Origin of the sequence: Halochromatium glycolicum (assembly GCF_016584085.1) — a bacterium.
GTDB lineage: Bacteria > Pseudomonadota > Gammaproteobacteria > Chromatiales > Chromatiaceae > Lamprobacter > Lamprobacter glycolicus.
In genome coordinates, this window is record NZ_NRSJ01000003.1 from 111,427 (window position 1) to 124,896 (window position 13,470).

Sequence of the window (13,470 nt, forward strand, 5' to 3'; positions counted from 1 at the left end):
CTTGTGAAACGCAAATACTTCGGTACCGATGGGATTCGGGGGCGAGTCGGTGACCCCAGCGTGAGCCCGGATTTCGTTGTCAAGCTGGGGTGGGCCGCTGGACGCGTCCTCGGTCAGGGTGACGGCAGCATGGTCCTGATCGGAAAGGACACACGGATCTCGGGTTATATGTTCGAGTCCGCCCTGGAGGCCGGCTTGGTCGCTGCCGGTGCCGATATCCGCTTACTCGGGCCGATGCCGACACCAGGTGTTGCCTATTTGACACGAACCTTTCGGGCGGCGGCCGGGATCGTGATCACCGCCTCGCACAACCCTTACGATGACAACGGCATCAAGTTTTTCTCGCGCGACGGTGATAAGCTGCCGGATGAGCTGGAGCAGACGATCGAAGAGGCGATCGATCAACCGTTGGTGACGGTGCCGTCGGCCGATCTTGGTAAGGTCAGGCGGGTCGAGGATGCGGCCGGCCGGTATATCGAGTTCTGTAAGAGCAGCATACCGGCCTCGACCTCGCTCAAAGGGCTCAAGATCGTGCTCGATTGCGCGAACGGTGCGACCTACAACATCGCCCCTTATGTGTTCGAAGAGCTCGGCGCCTCTGTCGTCACGATCGGGACGCGGCCGGATGGGTTCAACATCAATCGCGAGGTCGGTTCGACCAAGCCGGGCGCTTTGGCTGAAACGGTGATTGCCGAAGGCGCTGAGCTTGGGATCGCATTCGACGGCGATGGGGATCGACTGATGATGGTCGATGCCGAAGGGTCGATCGTCGATGGCGATGCGCTGATCTACGTGATCGCCAAATCACGCCTTGAGCGCGAGGCGCTCCAGGGCAACGTCGTCGGCACCCTGATGAGCAATCTTGGGCTGGAGATGGCGTTGCGCCGGCTCGATGTCGGCTTCGTTCGGACTCAGGTCGGTGACCGCTACATCATGGAACGGCTCAAGCAGGACGGCGGGGTCCTCGGCGGGGAGCCGTCCGGACACATCATTTGCCGTGATCGCACCAGCACCGGCGATGGGATCATCGCTGCATTGCAGGTATTACAGGCATTGAGCGACGCTGGCCTGACTCTGGCAGATGCGACACGGCCGGTCGAGCGTTATCCTCAGGTGTTGATCAATGTCCGGCTGGAGCGTCGGGTTGACGTGATGTCCCGGCCCCGTATCCAAGCAGCGGTGCGCGACGCCGAGACGGCGCTCGGCGACCGAGGGCGGATACTCCTCCGCCATTCGGGCACTGAGCCTTTGGTTCGGGTCATGGTTGAAGGCCAAGACGCAACCGATGTCCAGGCGTTCGCCGAGCAGCTTGCGGGCCTGGTGCGCGATGAGCTCGGAGCTTGAGTGCCGGCTCGGGTGCCGCTTCTACGAAATGGCGCCCGGGTTTGATGGCAGAATCAAGCATCGAGCGTCGCGCAGGTCTCCTGATCACCGCGCCGAGCGCTCGTCTCCTATGACAGTCGCTTGAGCGCAAACGCTGTATCACCGACAATCGGGGCCGTTCTGGCTGCGCCGAGTCCGCCGCCTGTGGTACTGCATTCCGGGGAGAAGTGAATGTCGACGACCTCGATGCATGGCATGTGGTCCTCGCGCCTGGCCTTTATCTTCGCGGCGACCGGTTCTGCGGTCGGCCTCGGGAACATCTGGCGCTTTCCCTACACCGCTGGTGAGTATGGCGGCGGCGCGTTCGTGCTCATCTACCTGGCCTGTGTCGCGGCGATCGGTGTGCCGATCATGATCGCCGAGGTCATGCTGGGCCGGCGCGGGCGACAAAGTCCGATCAACACCATGCGGGCACTGGCTGAGCAGCAGGGCGTGAGCCCGCTCTGGCAGCTGCTCGGCTGGATGGGCATCCTGTCGGGCTTCCTGATCCTGTCGTTCTACAGCGTGATCGCTGGCTGGACGATGGGCTACGTCTTCCGTGCCGGAAGCGGGCAGTTCGCTGGAATCGATGGTGCTGGGTCCGAGGCCATCTTTGGCGCGCTCACGGCCGACCCGGAGCGGCTCCTGGCCTGGCACACCATCTTCATGGTGCTCGTTGTGATGGTCGTCGCGCGCGGTGTCGCCAGCGGGCTGGAGCGGGCGGTGCGGCTGTTGATGCCGGCCCTCTTCCTGCTGCTGGTCGTGATGGTGCTCTATGCGTCACAGGCCGGCGATTTCGCTGCCGGGGTCAGCTACCTCTTCACCCCGGATTTCAGTGAGCTCCAAGCCAATGCCGGTGAGGCGATCCTCAGCGCGATGGGGCAGGCCTTCTTCAGCCTGAGCCTGGGCATGGGGGCGATCATGATCTACGGCTCTTATCTGAGCAGTCATGCCTCGATCGGAGCCAATGCCGCGATCATCGCCGGGATGGATACCTTGGTCGCCGTGCTCGCCGGTCTCGCGATCTTTCCGATCGTCTTTGCCAATGGTCTCGAGCCCGGTGCAGGCCCGGGCCTAATCTTCCAGACCCTCCCTGTCGCGTTCGGCCAGATGCCGTTCGGCGCGTTCTTCGGTGCGCTATTCTTCATGCTGCTGGTCTTCGCGGCCTGGACCTCTGCGATCTCGCTGCTCGAGCCGATGGTCGCCTACTTGGTCGAGAACCGTGGCTTCAGCCGGGTGCGCGCCTCGCTGTTGGCCGGTGTGACGGTCTGGGCACTCGGGATCGCATGCCTGTTGTCGTTGAACGAATGGTCCGGCTTCACGATCTTCGGCAAGGGGATTCTCGATCTCTTCGATTACCTGACCGCGAACATCTTGCTGCCGCTTGGCGGTATCTTTATCGCGATCTTTGCGGGCTGGGTGCTCGATCAGCAGGTGACGCGTGACGAACTGGGCGCCAGCAATGGCGCGCGCCTCTATAGGGTCTGGCGGGGGCTGATACGCTGGTTCGCGCCGCTCTGTGTGATCCTTGTCTTCTTCAATGCAGTTGGACTGATTTGACGTGCCCCTTGTAAAGAAAAGCGCGCTGGTTCGTCACTCGGCGCAGGAGATGTTCGATCTGGTCGCCGATGTGGAGGGCTATCCCAAGTTCCTGCCCTGGTGCGATGCCGCCACGCTGTTGTCCCGCAGTGAAGACGAGCTCTGCGGCCGAATCGAGGTCGCGCGTCTGGGGGTGCGCCAGGTCTTCGCGACCTGCAACAAGCTCGAGCCGCCGGAACGGATGTACCTTGATCTGAAGGAAGGCCCATTCCGAAAACTCACTGGCGTCTGGAGCTTTACCCCTCTACGCCAGGATGCCTGCAAGGTCGAGCTGGAGCTCGAGTTCGAGTTCTCAGGTCGGTTGATCGACAAGGCGTTTGGTGGTGTCTTCGGTCAGATCGCAAACTCAATGGTTGACGCCTTCTGCAAACGGGCGGATGAGGTCTATGGTGACTGAGCAGACGATTCAGGTAGAGGTCGCCTATGCGCGTGAGCATGCGCAGGCACTGCTGCCGGTACAGGGTGAGACCGGGATGACCGTTGCCGATGCGATTGAGCGCTCCGGCATCCAAGCGCGCTTCCCGGAGATCGACCTCGCTGTCAACAAGGTCGGAATCTTTGGGAAGGTGACGAAGCTTGACCAGGTGCTCGCCAGCGGCGATCGGGTCGAGATCTATCCGCCGCTGATTGCTGATCCAAAGCAGGCGCGCAAGCAGCGCGCTGGCGGCGAAAAGGGTTAGCGTGACCCGCCCGGGGTGCCGCCGGTCTGGCGGGCTGGTGGTCTGGCGCTGGGCACTGGCGCTGGGCGGCATGAACCGCCCTCAAACATTGCGTTCGGTCTCCTGAGCGCCTGTCCGCGGATGAACTGAGCACCCCAGATTCCGGGCGACCGGTCGCAGCCGCCTCGAACAGCAATGGATGGGCAATCCCTAAGGGTGGCTAGGCCGGCTAATCATCGGCTGTCTCGAGGCCGACCGCGTTCAGCGTTCGCCTGATGATCCCGCGATTGTCCTGCCAATCCGGGACCTCGACGACCAGCATCTCCTGCTGCTCGGCGGCGCGTGCGGCAGCCGGGTCGGGCTCGGCAAATCCCTCGATGCTGACCAGTTGATCATCCTCGAACCACAGGGTGAGCTGTTTCCTCTCCATCGGGTTGTGTCCGCGGCGGATCGTATAGATGTAATCCCACCGGTTGGTGTGGAACATGTCCGTCAGTAAGGGCGTGCCGAGCACGTAGCGGACCTGCTCGCGATTCATCCCCAGCTCGATCTGGTTGACCATCTGCTCAGTGATGATATTCCCTTGCTGCACCGTCATCTTATAGACGAACGGCAGCTCCGAGAGGACCGAGTCGCTCCTGTAGGGATCATCCTGCTTCTTGTCGCGGGCGCAGCCGGCCGCTGCGAGCACCAACGGCAGAGATACAACCACACTAAGAATGACAAGCCTTCGCATCAATCTGCTATAAAGGGAATATTGAGTCACAGGCAGATGGTACCGCAGATGAACGAAGCGCATCATTCTTCGAGCCACGCGAGCCGCGTCAGGGTCTATGATGGATAAGAGTCAGCCGATCGAGAATCAGCGTCAGATCAAACAGGCGGGGCTGAAGGTTACGGTCCCGCGACTGAAGATCCTGCACATCCTCGAGACCAGCGAGCAGCGTCACCTCAGTGCGGAGGAGGTCTACAAGGAACTGCTTGCGGCAGAAGAGGAGATCGGGCTCGCCACCGTTTATCGGGTGCTAACGCAGTTCGAGAGTGCGGGGCTGGTCATGCGCCATCACTTCGAGGGCGGCCAGTCGGTCTTCGAGCTGAACCGTGGTGGACATCACGACCACCTGGTCTGCGTCAAGTGCGGTGCTGTGATCGAGTTCTATGATGACCTGATCGAGGAGCGTCAGCGCGCTATTGCCCAGGAAAAAGGGTTCAAGATCGTCGATCATGCACTGGTCATCTATGGCGATTGCCTCGAGGGTGAGGCCTGTCCACGGCGGACGAATGCCACCAAGCGGCACGGCTGACCGGAGATCGGGAACCGCCGTAGCCGACGCTTCGATCGAGCACTCGCAGGAGGCGCTCGCGCCAGCTCGTGCGCGGATCGAGATCAGCCTCGCCCATCAGCAGCTGCGGCTGCGCGATGGGGGGCTCCTTCTGGCACAGTTTCCGGTCTCGACCGGCGCGCATGGACCCGGTGAGCGCAACGGTAGCGGTGGGACGCCGCGCGGGCATCATCGTATCCGCGTCAAGGTCGGTGGCGGCTGCCCGACTGGCGCCGTGTTTCGCGGCCGCCGCTGGACCGGCGAGGTCTACTCCGAGCGCCTCGGACGGATGCAGCCCGGGCGTGATTGGATACTGAGCCGCCTCCTGTGGCTGTCCGGACTCGAGCCCGGGCGTAATCGCTATGGCTGCGTCGATACCTTGCGGCGCTACATCTATATCCACGGCTGTCCTGACAGTGAGCCGATGGGCGTTCCGCGTTCGCACGGCTGTGTACGGATGCGCAATGCCGACGTGATGTGGCTCTTCGATCGGGTCCCGGTCGGCTGCCGGGTGATCATCGACTGACAGGTGTCGAATGCTGCAACAGTTCGGCATTCGCGCTGCGGCTGCGTTGTTGGTGATCTGGGGTGCCTGCACCCTGGTGTTCCTGCTGATCCACCTGGTCCCTGGTGATCCGGTCGAGGCGATGCTTGGGGAGACCGCGCGCGCCGCAGATCGCGAGGCGATGCGCGCGGCGCTCGGGCTCGATGCGCCGTTGTGGCGGCAGTATCTCGACTACCTCGATGGCTTGATACGTCTGGATCTGGGTGAGTCGCTGCGTGAGCAGCGACCCGTGACCCGAATCCTGGCTGAACGCCTCCCGGCAACGTTGCTGCTCGCCGTCGCGTCCCTGACCCTGGCGATGCTGATCGCGGTGCCATTGGGCGTCGTCGCGGCTCGCTTTCACGGACAGGCGTTGGACGGCCTCGCGATGGGGTTCTCACTGCTTGGGATCGCGATACCGAACTTCTGGCTTGGCCCGCTGTTGATTCTGGTGTTCTCGCTCTGGTTGGGCTGGACGCCCGTCAGCGGTATGGAGCAGCCGCTGAGCCTGGTCCTGCCAGCTCTGACCCTGGGCACGGGGCTGGCTGCGGTGCTGGCGCGCATGGTTCGCAACGCGGTGCTCGAGGTGTTGGCTGAAGACTACGTGCGCACGGCGCGTGCAAAAGGCCTGTCCGAGCAGGCCGTGCTGCGCCGTCATGCACTGCGCAACGCCTGGTTACCGGTGTTCACTCTACTGGGCCTGCAGCTCGGCGCGTTGCTCGGCGGGGCGGTGATCACCGAGACCGTGTTCGCGTGGCCGGGGATCGGGAGCCTGTTGGTCGAGGCGATTCAGAGTCGCGACTTTCCGTTGGTGCAGGGCAGCGTGCTGCTGATCGCTGCGCTCTATGTGCTGATCAACATGCTGACCGACCTGGCCTACGCCTATGTCGACCCCCGCGTGCGACTGGATTGAATGCTGCCCAAGCTCCTGCCGCTGACGATCCTGCTGCTTTGGCTGATGGCCGCGCTCCTAGGACCACTCCTGCCGCTGGCCCCGAATGCGATCGATCTGCCAAATATCCTCGATGGTCCATCACCGAGCCGGCCGCTTGGGACCGACGATCTCGGTCGGCCCGTGTTGGACAGGCTGATCGTCGGTTCCCGCACCTCGTTCCTGGTCGCGGTCAGTGTGGTCGCCCTCTCGCTCCTGCTCGGCGTCCTGATCGGGGGGGCTGCCGGTCTTGTTGGTGGTTGGCTGGACCTGACCATTGTGCGCATCATCGATATCTTCCTCGCATTCCCGGGCATCCTGCTGGCCATCGCGCTCGCGGGGGTGCTCGGGCCGGGCCTGATGAATCTGGTTGTTGCCTTGGCCGCGGTTAGCTGGGTCGGCTATGCACGGCTGACGCGCGCGCAGGTCCTCTCGTTGCGGTATCGCGATCACGTGCTGGCCGCGCGGGCATTGGCGGTGCCCGGGCATCGCATCCTGATCCGTCATCTGCTGCCACTGGCGTCGGCGCCGCTCATCGTCGAGGCGACCTTTGGGATCGCCTCGGTCGTGGTCGCAGAAGCCGGTCTTTCGTTCCTGGGTCTCGGCGTCCAGCCGCCGGCGGCCTCCTGGGGCAGCATGATTCGCGATGGCGTGGACTACATGCTGGTGTCGCCTCATCTGGTGCTTGCGCCGGGCCTGGCGTTGCTCTGCGTCGTGTTGGCTGTGAATCTCGCTGGTGATCAGCTGCGCGATCGGCTCGACGTGCGCTCCTGTCGCCGTTGATCGAACCTCAGGCGCGCACGCATCGGAGGAGAGCCTTCCAGACAATGGCCTGAGGCTGTGTTACAACCGCGCCGGTCGGCGCCGCTGTGCGTCCAGCCTGAGGGGCAAATTGTGGGCATCAATCGTAATTGGAGTCATCAAGGTCGAGGGGAGCGACCTCTCGGGCCGGTCATGCTCGACCTCATGGGCACCGAGCTGACGGAGGAGGAGCGCGAGCTGTTGCAGCACCCTGCCGTCGGTGGTGTGATCCTGTTTACGCGTAATTTTGCAGAGCCTCGGCAAATGGTTGCGCTGACCGAGTCGATCAGGGCAGCCGATGCGCGAAGCTTGCTGATCGCCGTTGATCAGGAGGGAGGGGCTGTACAGCGTTTTCGCAACGGCCTGACCAGACTGCCCCCAGCGGCCGCCTTCGGGGCGCTTCATGCGCTCGATGCCCGGGCGGCGGCCGAAGCGGCACGCGCACTGGGCTGGCTGATGGCGGCAGAGCTGCGCGCGCTCGGGGTGGACTTCAGCTTTGCACCCGTGCTCGATGTCGACCAAGGGGTGAGTCGGGTCATCGGTGACCGCGCCTTCGCGACGGAGCCCGATGTGGTTGCCGCTCTTGCGGGCGCCTGGCTCGATGGCGTTCGAAGCGCCGGAATGACCGGATGCGGAAAACACTTCCCGGGGCACGGCGGTGTCGTCGCGGACTCGCATCGAGAGCTGCCGGAAGACCCCCGGCCCTTTGCTGCGCTCGAGCGCTTCGATCTGCTTCCGTTCCGGCGTCTTATGGGGGCCGGGCTCGAGGCGGTGATGCCAGCCCATGTGCGCTATCCCGCGATTGCCCCGGAGCCAGCTGGCTTCTCGTCGTTCTGGCTGCGCGACCTGCTGCGGGGCCGACTCCGCTTCGAGGGCGCGATCCTCAGTGATGATCTCAATATGACGGCGGCCGATGCGGCCGGTGCCCCCGCTGAGCGCGCGCTGGCCGCATTACAGGCCGGCTGCGACATGGTGCTGATCTGCAATAATCGGCCCGCCGCTCTGGCCATCTGTGATGCGGTAGCCGATTGGTGCGACCCTGAGACGGACCTGCGCCTCAGTCGGTTACGCGGGCGGCAGGGGGTCGCCCTGACGGATGCGGCCCGCCGTGAGGCGGCAGAAGAATCCCTTGCCGCATTGGCGGGCTATCTCTGAAGCGGCTGTGTCTGCTCCATGCTGGGAGATGGGCATCGAATGGCCGGCCGGGGTGACTCGGTGCAGACGCAGCCGTTGCCAAACTCCGGCTGCGCAACAGCTGTGCTCAAGATGGGGTTTTTCGCTCTGTGGGCCTGAGTGACTCGGCTTTGAGCCACCGCTTCGCCTCTAGCGATTGCGCGGAGCTCGAGGTCCTAAACCCTGCTGTGATGGCTGTCGAGTCTGATCGAGTGCCTCTCGAAGCCTGTCTCGCCCGATCAGCGCAGAGCGCTGCAAGAGTTCGCAAGAGCACCCGACTAACCGGACTGGGTCAGACGACGAAGGCCCGAGGAGACGAAGCATGAACAAGATGACCGACGAAGAATACCGAGCGATTGCGGCGCGCAGCGAGCGCCTGGTGTCCGGTGGCGAGGTTGAGGCTGCACTCGGGCGCATGAGCGAATCGATCGATGCGCTCCTGGGCGGCAAGGACCCGGTCGTGCTGAGCGTGATGACTGGCGGGATCGTCGTGACCGGGTTGTTGCTGCCCCGGTTGGATTTCGCGTTGCGTCTCGACTACGTGCACGCGACCCGCTACCGCGGTGCAACGAGCGGCGGCCAAATCGAATGGCGCCATCGACCCACGGAGGCTGTCCGCGGCGAGCATGTGCTCGTGGTCGATGACATCTTCGACGAAGGCCTGACGATGGAGGCAATCGTGAATGCCTGCTACGAGGACGGGGCCGCGTCGGTCGTCAGTGCCGTGCTGGTCGAGAAGACGCGGCAGCGGCAATGTGACTACCGCCCCGATGTGATTGGCCTCCAGGTGCCGGATCGTTATGTGATGGGATACGGCCTCGACTACAAGAGCTACTTCCGGAACGCTGACGGCATCCTCGCGGCGAGCGATCAAGACGTTTGAGACGAGCGGCGCGTCTGCGCGAACAGCCGCCGAGCCGTGCTCGGATCACCGTATGGCGGTCTTGGCCAAGCAAGCGTTCAGCTCTGCAAAAAGCTAATATAATGAAGGGCTTGTTGACAATCTTCCGGCAATGGGCTACACAAGCATTAGGCGGACGAGGGCGCCATTTAACGCTTCGCTAGGACGCGCCGCCCGATCAAGAAGACGCCCGCGCTCGCCTGGCATGATGCAGTAGCCTGGACAGGCGCGCTTCCGGGCGTTCCCACGAGAACGAGGAGGATTGTTATGCAGACGCTGGACGGCTACCGCAGTAGTCATGCAGAGCTGCGCCAGATGATCGACGATCTGCGCCAGCTTATCGTGCCCGAGCAGCTGAGGATTCGGCCCAATGCGAAGACGGCTTATCAGCTGCTCTGTGATCTGGCGCAAAAGGTCAAGCTTCATCTCGCCGAGGAGGACAAGCAGCTCTACCCAAACCTGCTGATCCATGAAGACCCTAAGGTCAAGTCGATCGCATGGGGCTTCATCAGCGGTGAAAAGCCACTAAGGCGCAGCTTCGACGAATACTACAAGCGCTGGCTGAAGAACTGCGATTTCAACTTCACCGACGAGTTCCTCGAAGAGACGCACGAGATCTTCGATATGCTCAGTTATCGAATCGATCGCGAAGAGCAGGTCCTGTTCCCAAAGCTGCTCGAGATCGGGATCTTTGCCGAGCAACGGTTCTAAGAAGCCCTAACAGAATGCGCTCTACGGCCTAGCAAATAGCAGCTTGTGCAGGCTAGCCAGGCATTTTGCTAGGGCGCCTAAGGCGATTTCTGTCAAAGCTCATACCGCCTTGCTGGTCTTTTCGCTCGCCTTCTTCGTCGCGCCGCCGGTCACATAGCCCGGCTATGCTCCCGGCGACGCTCCTCGAAGGCAAACGAAAATCCTGCGTAATTCGGTACGAGCTTTTCCGGCAATCGCCTAAGCAGTTCGCGCCGCCCAATCCTGGCCCGGTTCGCCGCGTCGCGAGCAACCGGCAAGGCCGGTTGCTAGGCCGGCCGGTGCAGGCATGAGTGTTCAAGCCTCGCTTCGCTCCAGTACAATGCAGTCCTTGCATTCGAGGAGCGGTATCCATGTCAGCGTTGGCCATCATTGGAGGTTCCGGCTTCGGCGCCTTACCGGAGCTCGAGGAGCGTGAGCGTCATCAGGTCGAAACGCGGTACGGCCTGACCTCAGCGCCCTTGATCGAGGGCGTGTTGGCTGGCCTGCCGGTCTGGTTCCTGGCGCGCCATGGGGCTGAGCACCAAGTGCCGCCTCACCGGATCAATTATCGGGCGAATATCCAGGCCCTGGCCGACGCCGGCTGCAGATCGATTGTTGCCCTGGGCGCCGTTGGCGGATTGCACCCTTCCTGCGCACCCGGGACGCTTTGCGTTCCGGACCAACTCGTCGACTACACCTGGGGTCGCGCTCAGACCTTCTTCGATGGCGAGCTCGACGGCGTGGACCATGTCGATTTCTCGTCCCCCTACAGCGAGCCGCTAAGGCAGGAGCTCCTTGCTGCCGCGCGAGCCAATGATCAGCCGCTCCGCGATGGCGGTATCTACGGGGTGACCCAGGGCCCCCGTCTCGAGACGGCCGCCGAGATCCGACGAATGGGTCGTGACGGTTGCGATATCGTTGGTATGACGGCCATGCCCGAGGCGGGGCTCGCCCGTGAACGCGGTATCGCTTACGCCACGCTTGCCTTCGTCGTCAACTGGGGTGCAGGCCTGTCCGAGCAGGCGCTGACGATGCAGGCAATCAACGCGCAGATTGCACGTTGCGCCGAAGACATCCAGCGTCTGCTGCTAGCCGTTGCCCAGAAACGAGCCGAGCGGCGCTAGATTCCGATATTCTCTCTACACCAAGCCCAGCGAAACCAAGCCCAACGAAGAACGACCCGCGGAGAATCGACCATGGCTGACGACCAGGAGCAAACGAACACCAGGATGGGCTTCCTCCCCAAGCTCGTCCTCTGGAGCCTCGTGCTCCTTTTTGGATTTCTTTACCTGGGCTCGCTCGAACGCGAGAGCGGCGACCCCCTGGTGCCCTTCACGATGGGCGGTAATCAGGGGTCCCAGGGGCCTGCAGAAGCATCGGCGCCTGCAGAAGCATCCAGCAGCGCTGGGGCCGCCTCTAGTGCCCAGCCGGGGGAACAGGCTGCAAGCGTCCCGAGTGTCCCGAGCGTCCCGGCGAAGGCGGCAAGTGCTGAGGCTGATACGGCGCAGCAGTCGTCGGCCAAGATCGCCGATGCATCGACAGCTGATGCATCGAAAGCCGATGCATCGATACAGGCCGCTGCACAGTCGTCATCCGGAAGCGCTGTTGGCCAAGAACAAGACAGCGATGTCAGCAAAGAGGAGGCTGAGGCCTTCGCCCAGGCGGTGATGAAGAAGCAGTCTGGCGGCGGGGCGTCGACCCAGACCGCGACCACTTCCGTCGAAGGCGGGGCGCCAGTGGCAGAGGCAGCAGCGGCAGAAGAGGATGCGCCGGCCTCGGCAGACTCCTCCGCAGCGACCGCTCAGGCTTCAGCTGCCAAACAGGCCGCTGACAGCCAGGACTGGGTCACGCAGCGCCGCGCAGAGATGGAAGCCTATTATGCGCAACGACGTCGTCAGGCCGAGGCGTTTGCGCGCGAGCGCTGGCAGGCCATGCAGCGCATGATTCCCGGCGGGGTTCCCGGCGGCGGACCCATGGCCGGACCAGGTATGTTGCCACCGCCGTCGCCTTATGCGGCCCGTCGCCCTTGGTCTGCGCCGGCTATGCCTAGCTACCCGGTTGCTCCAACGGCTGTGCCGGGGACGCGTTAGGTCGGCGTAAGGCGATTGCCGGAAAGGCTCGTACCGAATGACGCTAGATCTTCGTTTGCCTTCGAGGGGCATCGTCGGGTTCTGTTACCGGCGGCGCAACAAAGAAGGCGAGCGAAAAGGCTAGCAACGCCGGTATGAGCGTTGACAGAAATCGCCTCAGCTCAAAGCGGCCTCGAGCCAGGGCGGCTGTTGCCGCCCTGTTTGCCTGTCGCGAATTTACTCCCAGCGAAACAGTCGGGCTGCAATAAGGGTCAAGATTGCGGCGATGGTCAGGAGCAGCGTCAGCTGCGGCAGGACGTCGAGTAGGCCGGCGCCGTCGATCATCACCGCGCGTGCGCCCTGCACCAGATAGCTCAGCGGCATCAGATAGGACATCGCCTGGGCGGCGGCACTGGCTCCCTCCATCGAAAACCAGACGCCCGAGAGTAATAGCATCGGCCAAGACAGCATGTTCAGCAGGCCATCGGCGAGCTCTTCGGTGCGAAGCCGCGATGCGACGATGAGTCCGAGGCTGATCATGCAGAGCGCGCCAGCCGCATAGATCAGTGCCAGCGCGAGGTATGAGCCGCGCATCGGAAAATCGAGCAGTAATGCGGCCCCTGCATAGACGGCCAGGCTGGATGCGGCCACGACGAGCAGCCTGGACAGGATCTGGGCGATCAGGAACTCGAGTGCAGTCAAAGGGGTCGCCTTTAGGCGCCGCAGCACGCCGTTCTTGCGATAGCGCACCACGACCCAGCCGACACCCCAGAGGCTAGAGAACATCAGGTTCATCGCGAGCACGCCCGGTACCGCCCAGTCCGCATAGCTGAGGGCCTCGCCTTTTGCCGTCTTGCGCTCGATGTCGGTGGGCTTGGGCTTGTCTGCAAGCGCCATCGATCCCAGCAGGAGGCGCTCGGCGATCTCGCCGTTCGGCGATTTGGGGTTGACCCAGTAGGTCCCGGCGCTCGGCATTTGCAGCAGCAGGTCCAGCTGGTGGCGCGCGACCTTAGCGATGCCGGCATCCAGGTCGGCCACCGGAATGAGCTGAACAGCCGCAATGCCAACGAGACCGTCGAGGTGCGCTGCCTCTGATGCTGACGCTGAGTCTGGGATGTCGACTAGCCCGATCTTCAAGAGTGGCTGCCCGCCGGAGCCGAAGATGAAGGCGAAGGCGACGATCATCAGCACCGGCATCAGGATGTTCCAGATCAAGCCGGCGGTGTCGCGATAGAATTCCCGGTTCCGTGCGGCGAAGATCGCTGCGATACGCTGCCAACTCAGGGTGGCGCGCGGCGCCCCCGGTGCATGGGCCCCAGGTGCATGGGCCCCAGGTGCATGGTCAGGCGCTTCGGCAGCGGCCCCTCGGGTTCGCATTGT

At 63.3% G+C, this 13,470-nt stretch carries 15 protein-coding genes; 13 read left to right on the top strand and 2 right to left on the bottom strand.

What is annotated here, in order from left to right:
* Nucleotides 1-3: 3 nt before the first annotated feature.
* The 4 genes from glmM to CKO40_RS02790 all read left to right on the top strand — a co-directional run bounded on the left by glmM (nucleotide 4) and on the right by CKO40_RS02790 (nucleotide 3,641).
* A complete protein-coding gene (gene glmM, locus CKO40_RS02775) occupies nucleotides 4-1,344 on the top strand; it encodes a phosphoglucosamine mutase (protein WP_200344513.1) in 1,341 nt (446 codons plus the stop codon).
* A gap of 210 nt (nucleotides 1,345-1,554) precedes the next feature.
* Complete coding sequence (locus CKO40_RS02780; protein ID WP_200344515.1) at nucleotides 1,555-2,922, top strand: sodium-dependent transporter; 1,368 nt, start codon at nucleotides 1,555-1,557, stop codon at nucleotides 2,920-2,922.
* Between the two features lies 1 nt (nucleotide 2,923).
* The gene (locus tag CKO40_RS02785; protein WP_200344517.1) at nucleotides 2,924-3,358 is read left to right on the top strand and encodes an SRPBCC family protein; all 435 of its coding nucleotides are present in this window, start codon (nucleotides 2,924-2,926) and stop codon (nucleotides 3,356-3,358) included.
* A complete protein-coding gene (locus tag CKO40_RS02790; RefSeq protein ID WP_338074102.1) occupies nucleotides 3,351-3,641 on the top strand; it encodes an RnfH family protein in 291 nt (96 codons plus the stop codon). The genes CKO40_RS02785 and CKO40_RS02790 overlap by 8 nt, the downstream gene beginning before the upstream one ends.
* 208 nt (nucleotides 3,642-3,849) lie before the next feature.
* Here CKO40_RS02790 and CKO40_RS02795 read toward each other — a convergent pair whose 3' ends face one another.
* Complete coding sequence (locus tag CKO40_RS02795) at nucleotides 3,850-4,332, bottom strand: outer membrane protein assembly factor BamE (protein ID WP_338074103.1); 483 nt, start codon at nucleotides 4,330-4,332, stop codon at nucleotides 3,850-3,852.
* Between the two features lie 124 nt (nucleotides 4,333-4,456).
* Here CKO40_RS02795 and fur point away from each other — a divergent pair, with 124 nt between their 5' ends.
* The 9 genes from fur (at nucleotide 4,457) to CKO40_RS02840 (ending at nucleotide 12,111) form a co-directional block, all read left to right on the top strand.
* Nucleotides 4,457-4,924, top strand: a complete 468-nt coding sequence (gene fur, locus CKO40_RS02800; protein WP_200344523.1) for a ferric iron uptake transcriptional regulator — start codon at nucleotides 4,457-4,459, stop codon at nucleotides 4,922-4,924.
* On the top strand, nucleotides 4,902-5,468 hold the full coding sequence (locus CKO40_RS02805; RefSeq protein ID WP_200344525.1) for a L,D-transpeptidase family protein: 567 nt from the start codon (nucleotides 4,902-4,904) through the stop codon (nucleotides 5,466-5,468). The genes fur and CKO40_RS02805 overlap by 23 nt, the downstream gene beginning before the upstream one ends.
* Before the next feature lie 10 nt (nucleotides 5,469-5,478).
* Complete coding sequence (gene nikB, locus CKO40_RS02810) at nucleotides 5,479-6,399, top strand: nickel ABC transporter permease (RefSeq protein WP_200344527.1); 921 nt, start codon at nucleotides 5,479-5,481, stop codon at nucleotides 6,397-6,399.
* Complete coding sequence (locus CKO40_RS02815) at nucleotides 6,400-7,200, top strand: ABC transporter permease (protein ID WP_200344529.1); 801 nt, start codon at nucleotides 6,400-6,402, stop codon at nucleotides 7,198-7,200. It begins immediately after the preceding gene.
* A gap of 171 nt (nucleotides 7,201-7,371) precedes the next feature.
* A complete protein-coding gene (nagZ, locus tag CKO40_RS02820; RefSeq protein WP_200344531.1) occupies nucleotides 7,372-8,373 on the top strand; it encodes a beta-N-acetylhexosaminidase in 1,002 nt (333 codons plus the stop codon).
* Between the two features lie 340 nt (nucleotides 8,374-8,713).
* Nucleotides 8,714-9,274: a hypoxanthine-guanine phosphoribosyltransferase gene (locus CKO40_RS02825; RefSeq protein WP_200344533.1), complete on the top strand. Its 561-nt coding sequence runs from the start codon at nucleotides 8,714-8,716 to the stop codon at nucleotides 9,272-9,274.
* A gap of 285 nt (nucleotides 9,275-9,559) precedes the next feature.
* Nucleotides 9,560-10,003, top strand: coding sequence for a hemerythrin domain-containing protein (locus tag CKO40_RS02830; RefSeq protein WP_200344535.1), 444 nt, complete (start codon nucleotides 9,560-9,562; stop codon nucleotides 10,001-10,003).
* A gap of 389 nt (nucleotides 10,004-10,392) precedes the next feature.
* Nucleotides 10,393-11,145, top strand: coding sequence for an S-methyl-5'-thioinosine phosphorylase (locus tag CKO40_RS02835; protein WP_200344537.1), 753 nt, complete (start codon nucleotides 10,393-10,395; stop codon nucleotides 11,143-11,145).
* A 72-nt stretch (nucleotides 11,146-11,217) separates the two neighbouring features.
* Nucleotides 11,218-12,111 (top strand): hypothetical protein, encoded by an 894-nt coding sequence (locus CKO40_RS02840; RefSeq protein ID WP_200344539.1) that lies wholly within the window; start codon nucleotides 11,218-11,220, stop codon nucleotides 12,109-12,111.
* A gap of 216 nt (nucleotides 12,112-12,327) precedes the next feature.
* Here CKO40_RS02840 and CKO40_RS02845 read toward each other — a convergent pair whose 3' ends face one another.
* The gene (locus CKO40_RS02845) at nucleotides 12,328-13,467 is read right to left on the bottom strand and encodes an ABC transporter permease (RefSeq protein WP_200344540.1); all 1,140 of its coding nucleotides are present in this window, start codon (nucleotides 13,465-13,467) and stop codon (nucleotides 12,328-12,330) included.
* Nucleotides 13,468-13,470: the final 3 nt, after the last annotated feature.

Bases quoted from the DNA above. Each gene is read 5' to 3' on its own strand.
- CKO40_RS02830 (WP_200344535.1), top strand. From the start codon at position 9,560: ATGCAGACGCTGGACGGCTACCGCAGTAGTCATGCAGAGCTGCGCCAG.
- CKO40_RS02825 (WP_200344533.1), top strand. From the start codon at position 8,714: ATGAACAAGATGACCGACGAAGAATACCGAGCGATTGCGGCGCGCAGC.
- CKO40_RS02815 (WP_200344529.1), top strand. From the start codon at position 6,400: ATGCTGCCCAAGCTCCTGCCGCTGACGATCCTGCTGCTTTGGCTGATG.
- nagZ (WP_200344531.1), top strand. From the start codon at position 7,372: ATGCTCGACCTCATGGGCACCGAGCTGACGGAGGAGGAGCGCGAGCTG.
- CKO40_RS02835 (WP_200344537.1), top strand. From the start codon at position 10,393: ATGTCAGCGTTGGCCATCATTGGAGGTTCCGGCTTCGGCGCCTTACCG.
- CKO40_RS02840 (WP_200344539.1), top strand. From the start codon at position 11,218: ATGGCTGACGACCAGGAGCAAACGAACACCAGGATGGGCTTCCTCCCC.
- CKO40_RS02780 (WP_200344515.1), top strand. From the start codon at position 1,555: ATGTCGACGACCTCGATGCATGGCATGTGGTCCTCGCGCCTGGCCTTT.
- fur (WP_200344523.1), top strand. From the start codon at position 4,457: ATGGATAAGAGTCAGCCGATCGAGAATCAGCGTCAGATCAAACAGGCG.
- CKO40_RS02805 (WP_200344525.1), top strand. From the start codon at position 4,902: ATGCCACCAAGCGGCACGGCTGACCGGAGATCGGGAACCGCCGTAGCC.
- nikB (WP_200344527.1), top strand. From the start codon at position 5,479: ATGCTGCAACAGTTCGGCATTCGCGCTGCGGCTGCGTTGTTGGTGATC.
- CKO40_RS02845 (WP_200344540.1), bottom strand. From the start codon at position 13,467: ATGCGAACCCGAGGGGCCGCTGCCGAAGCGCCTGACCATGCACCTGGG.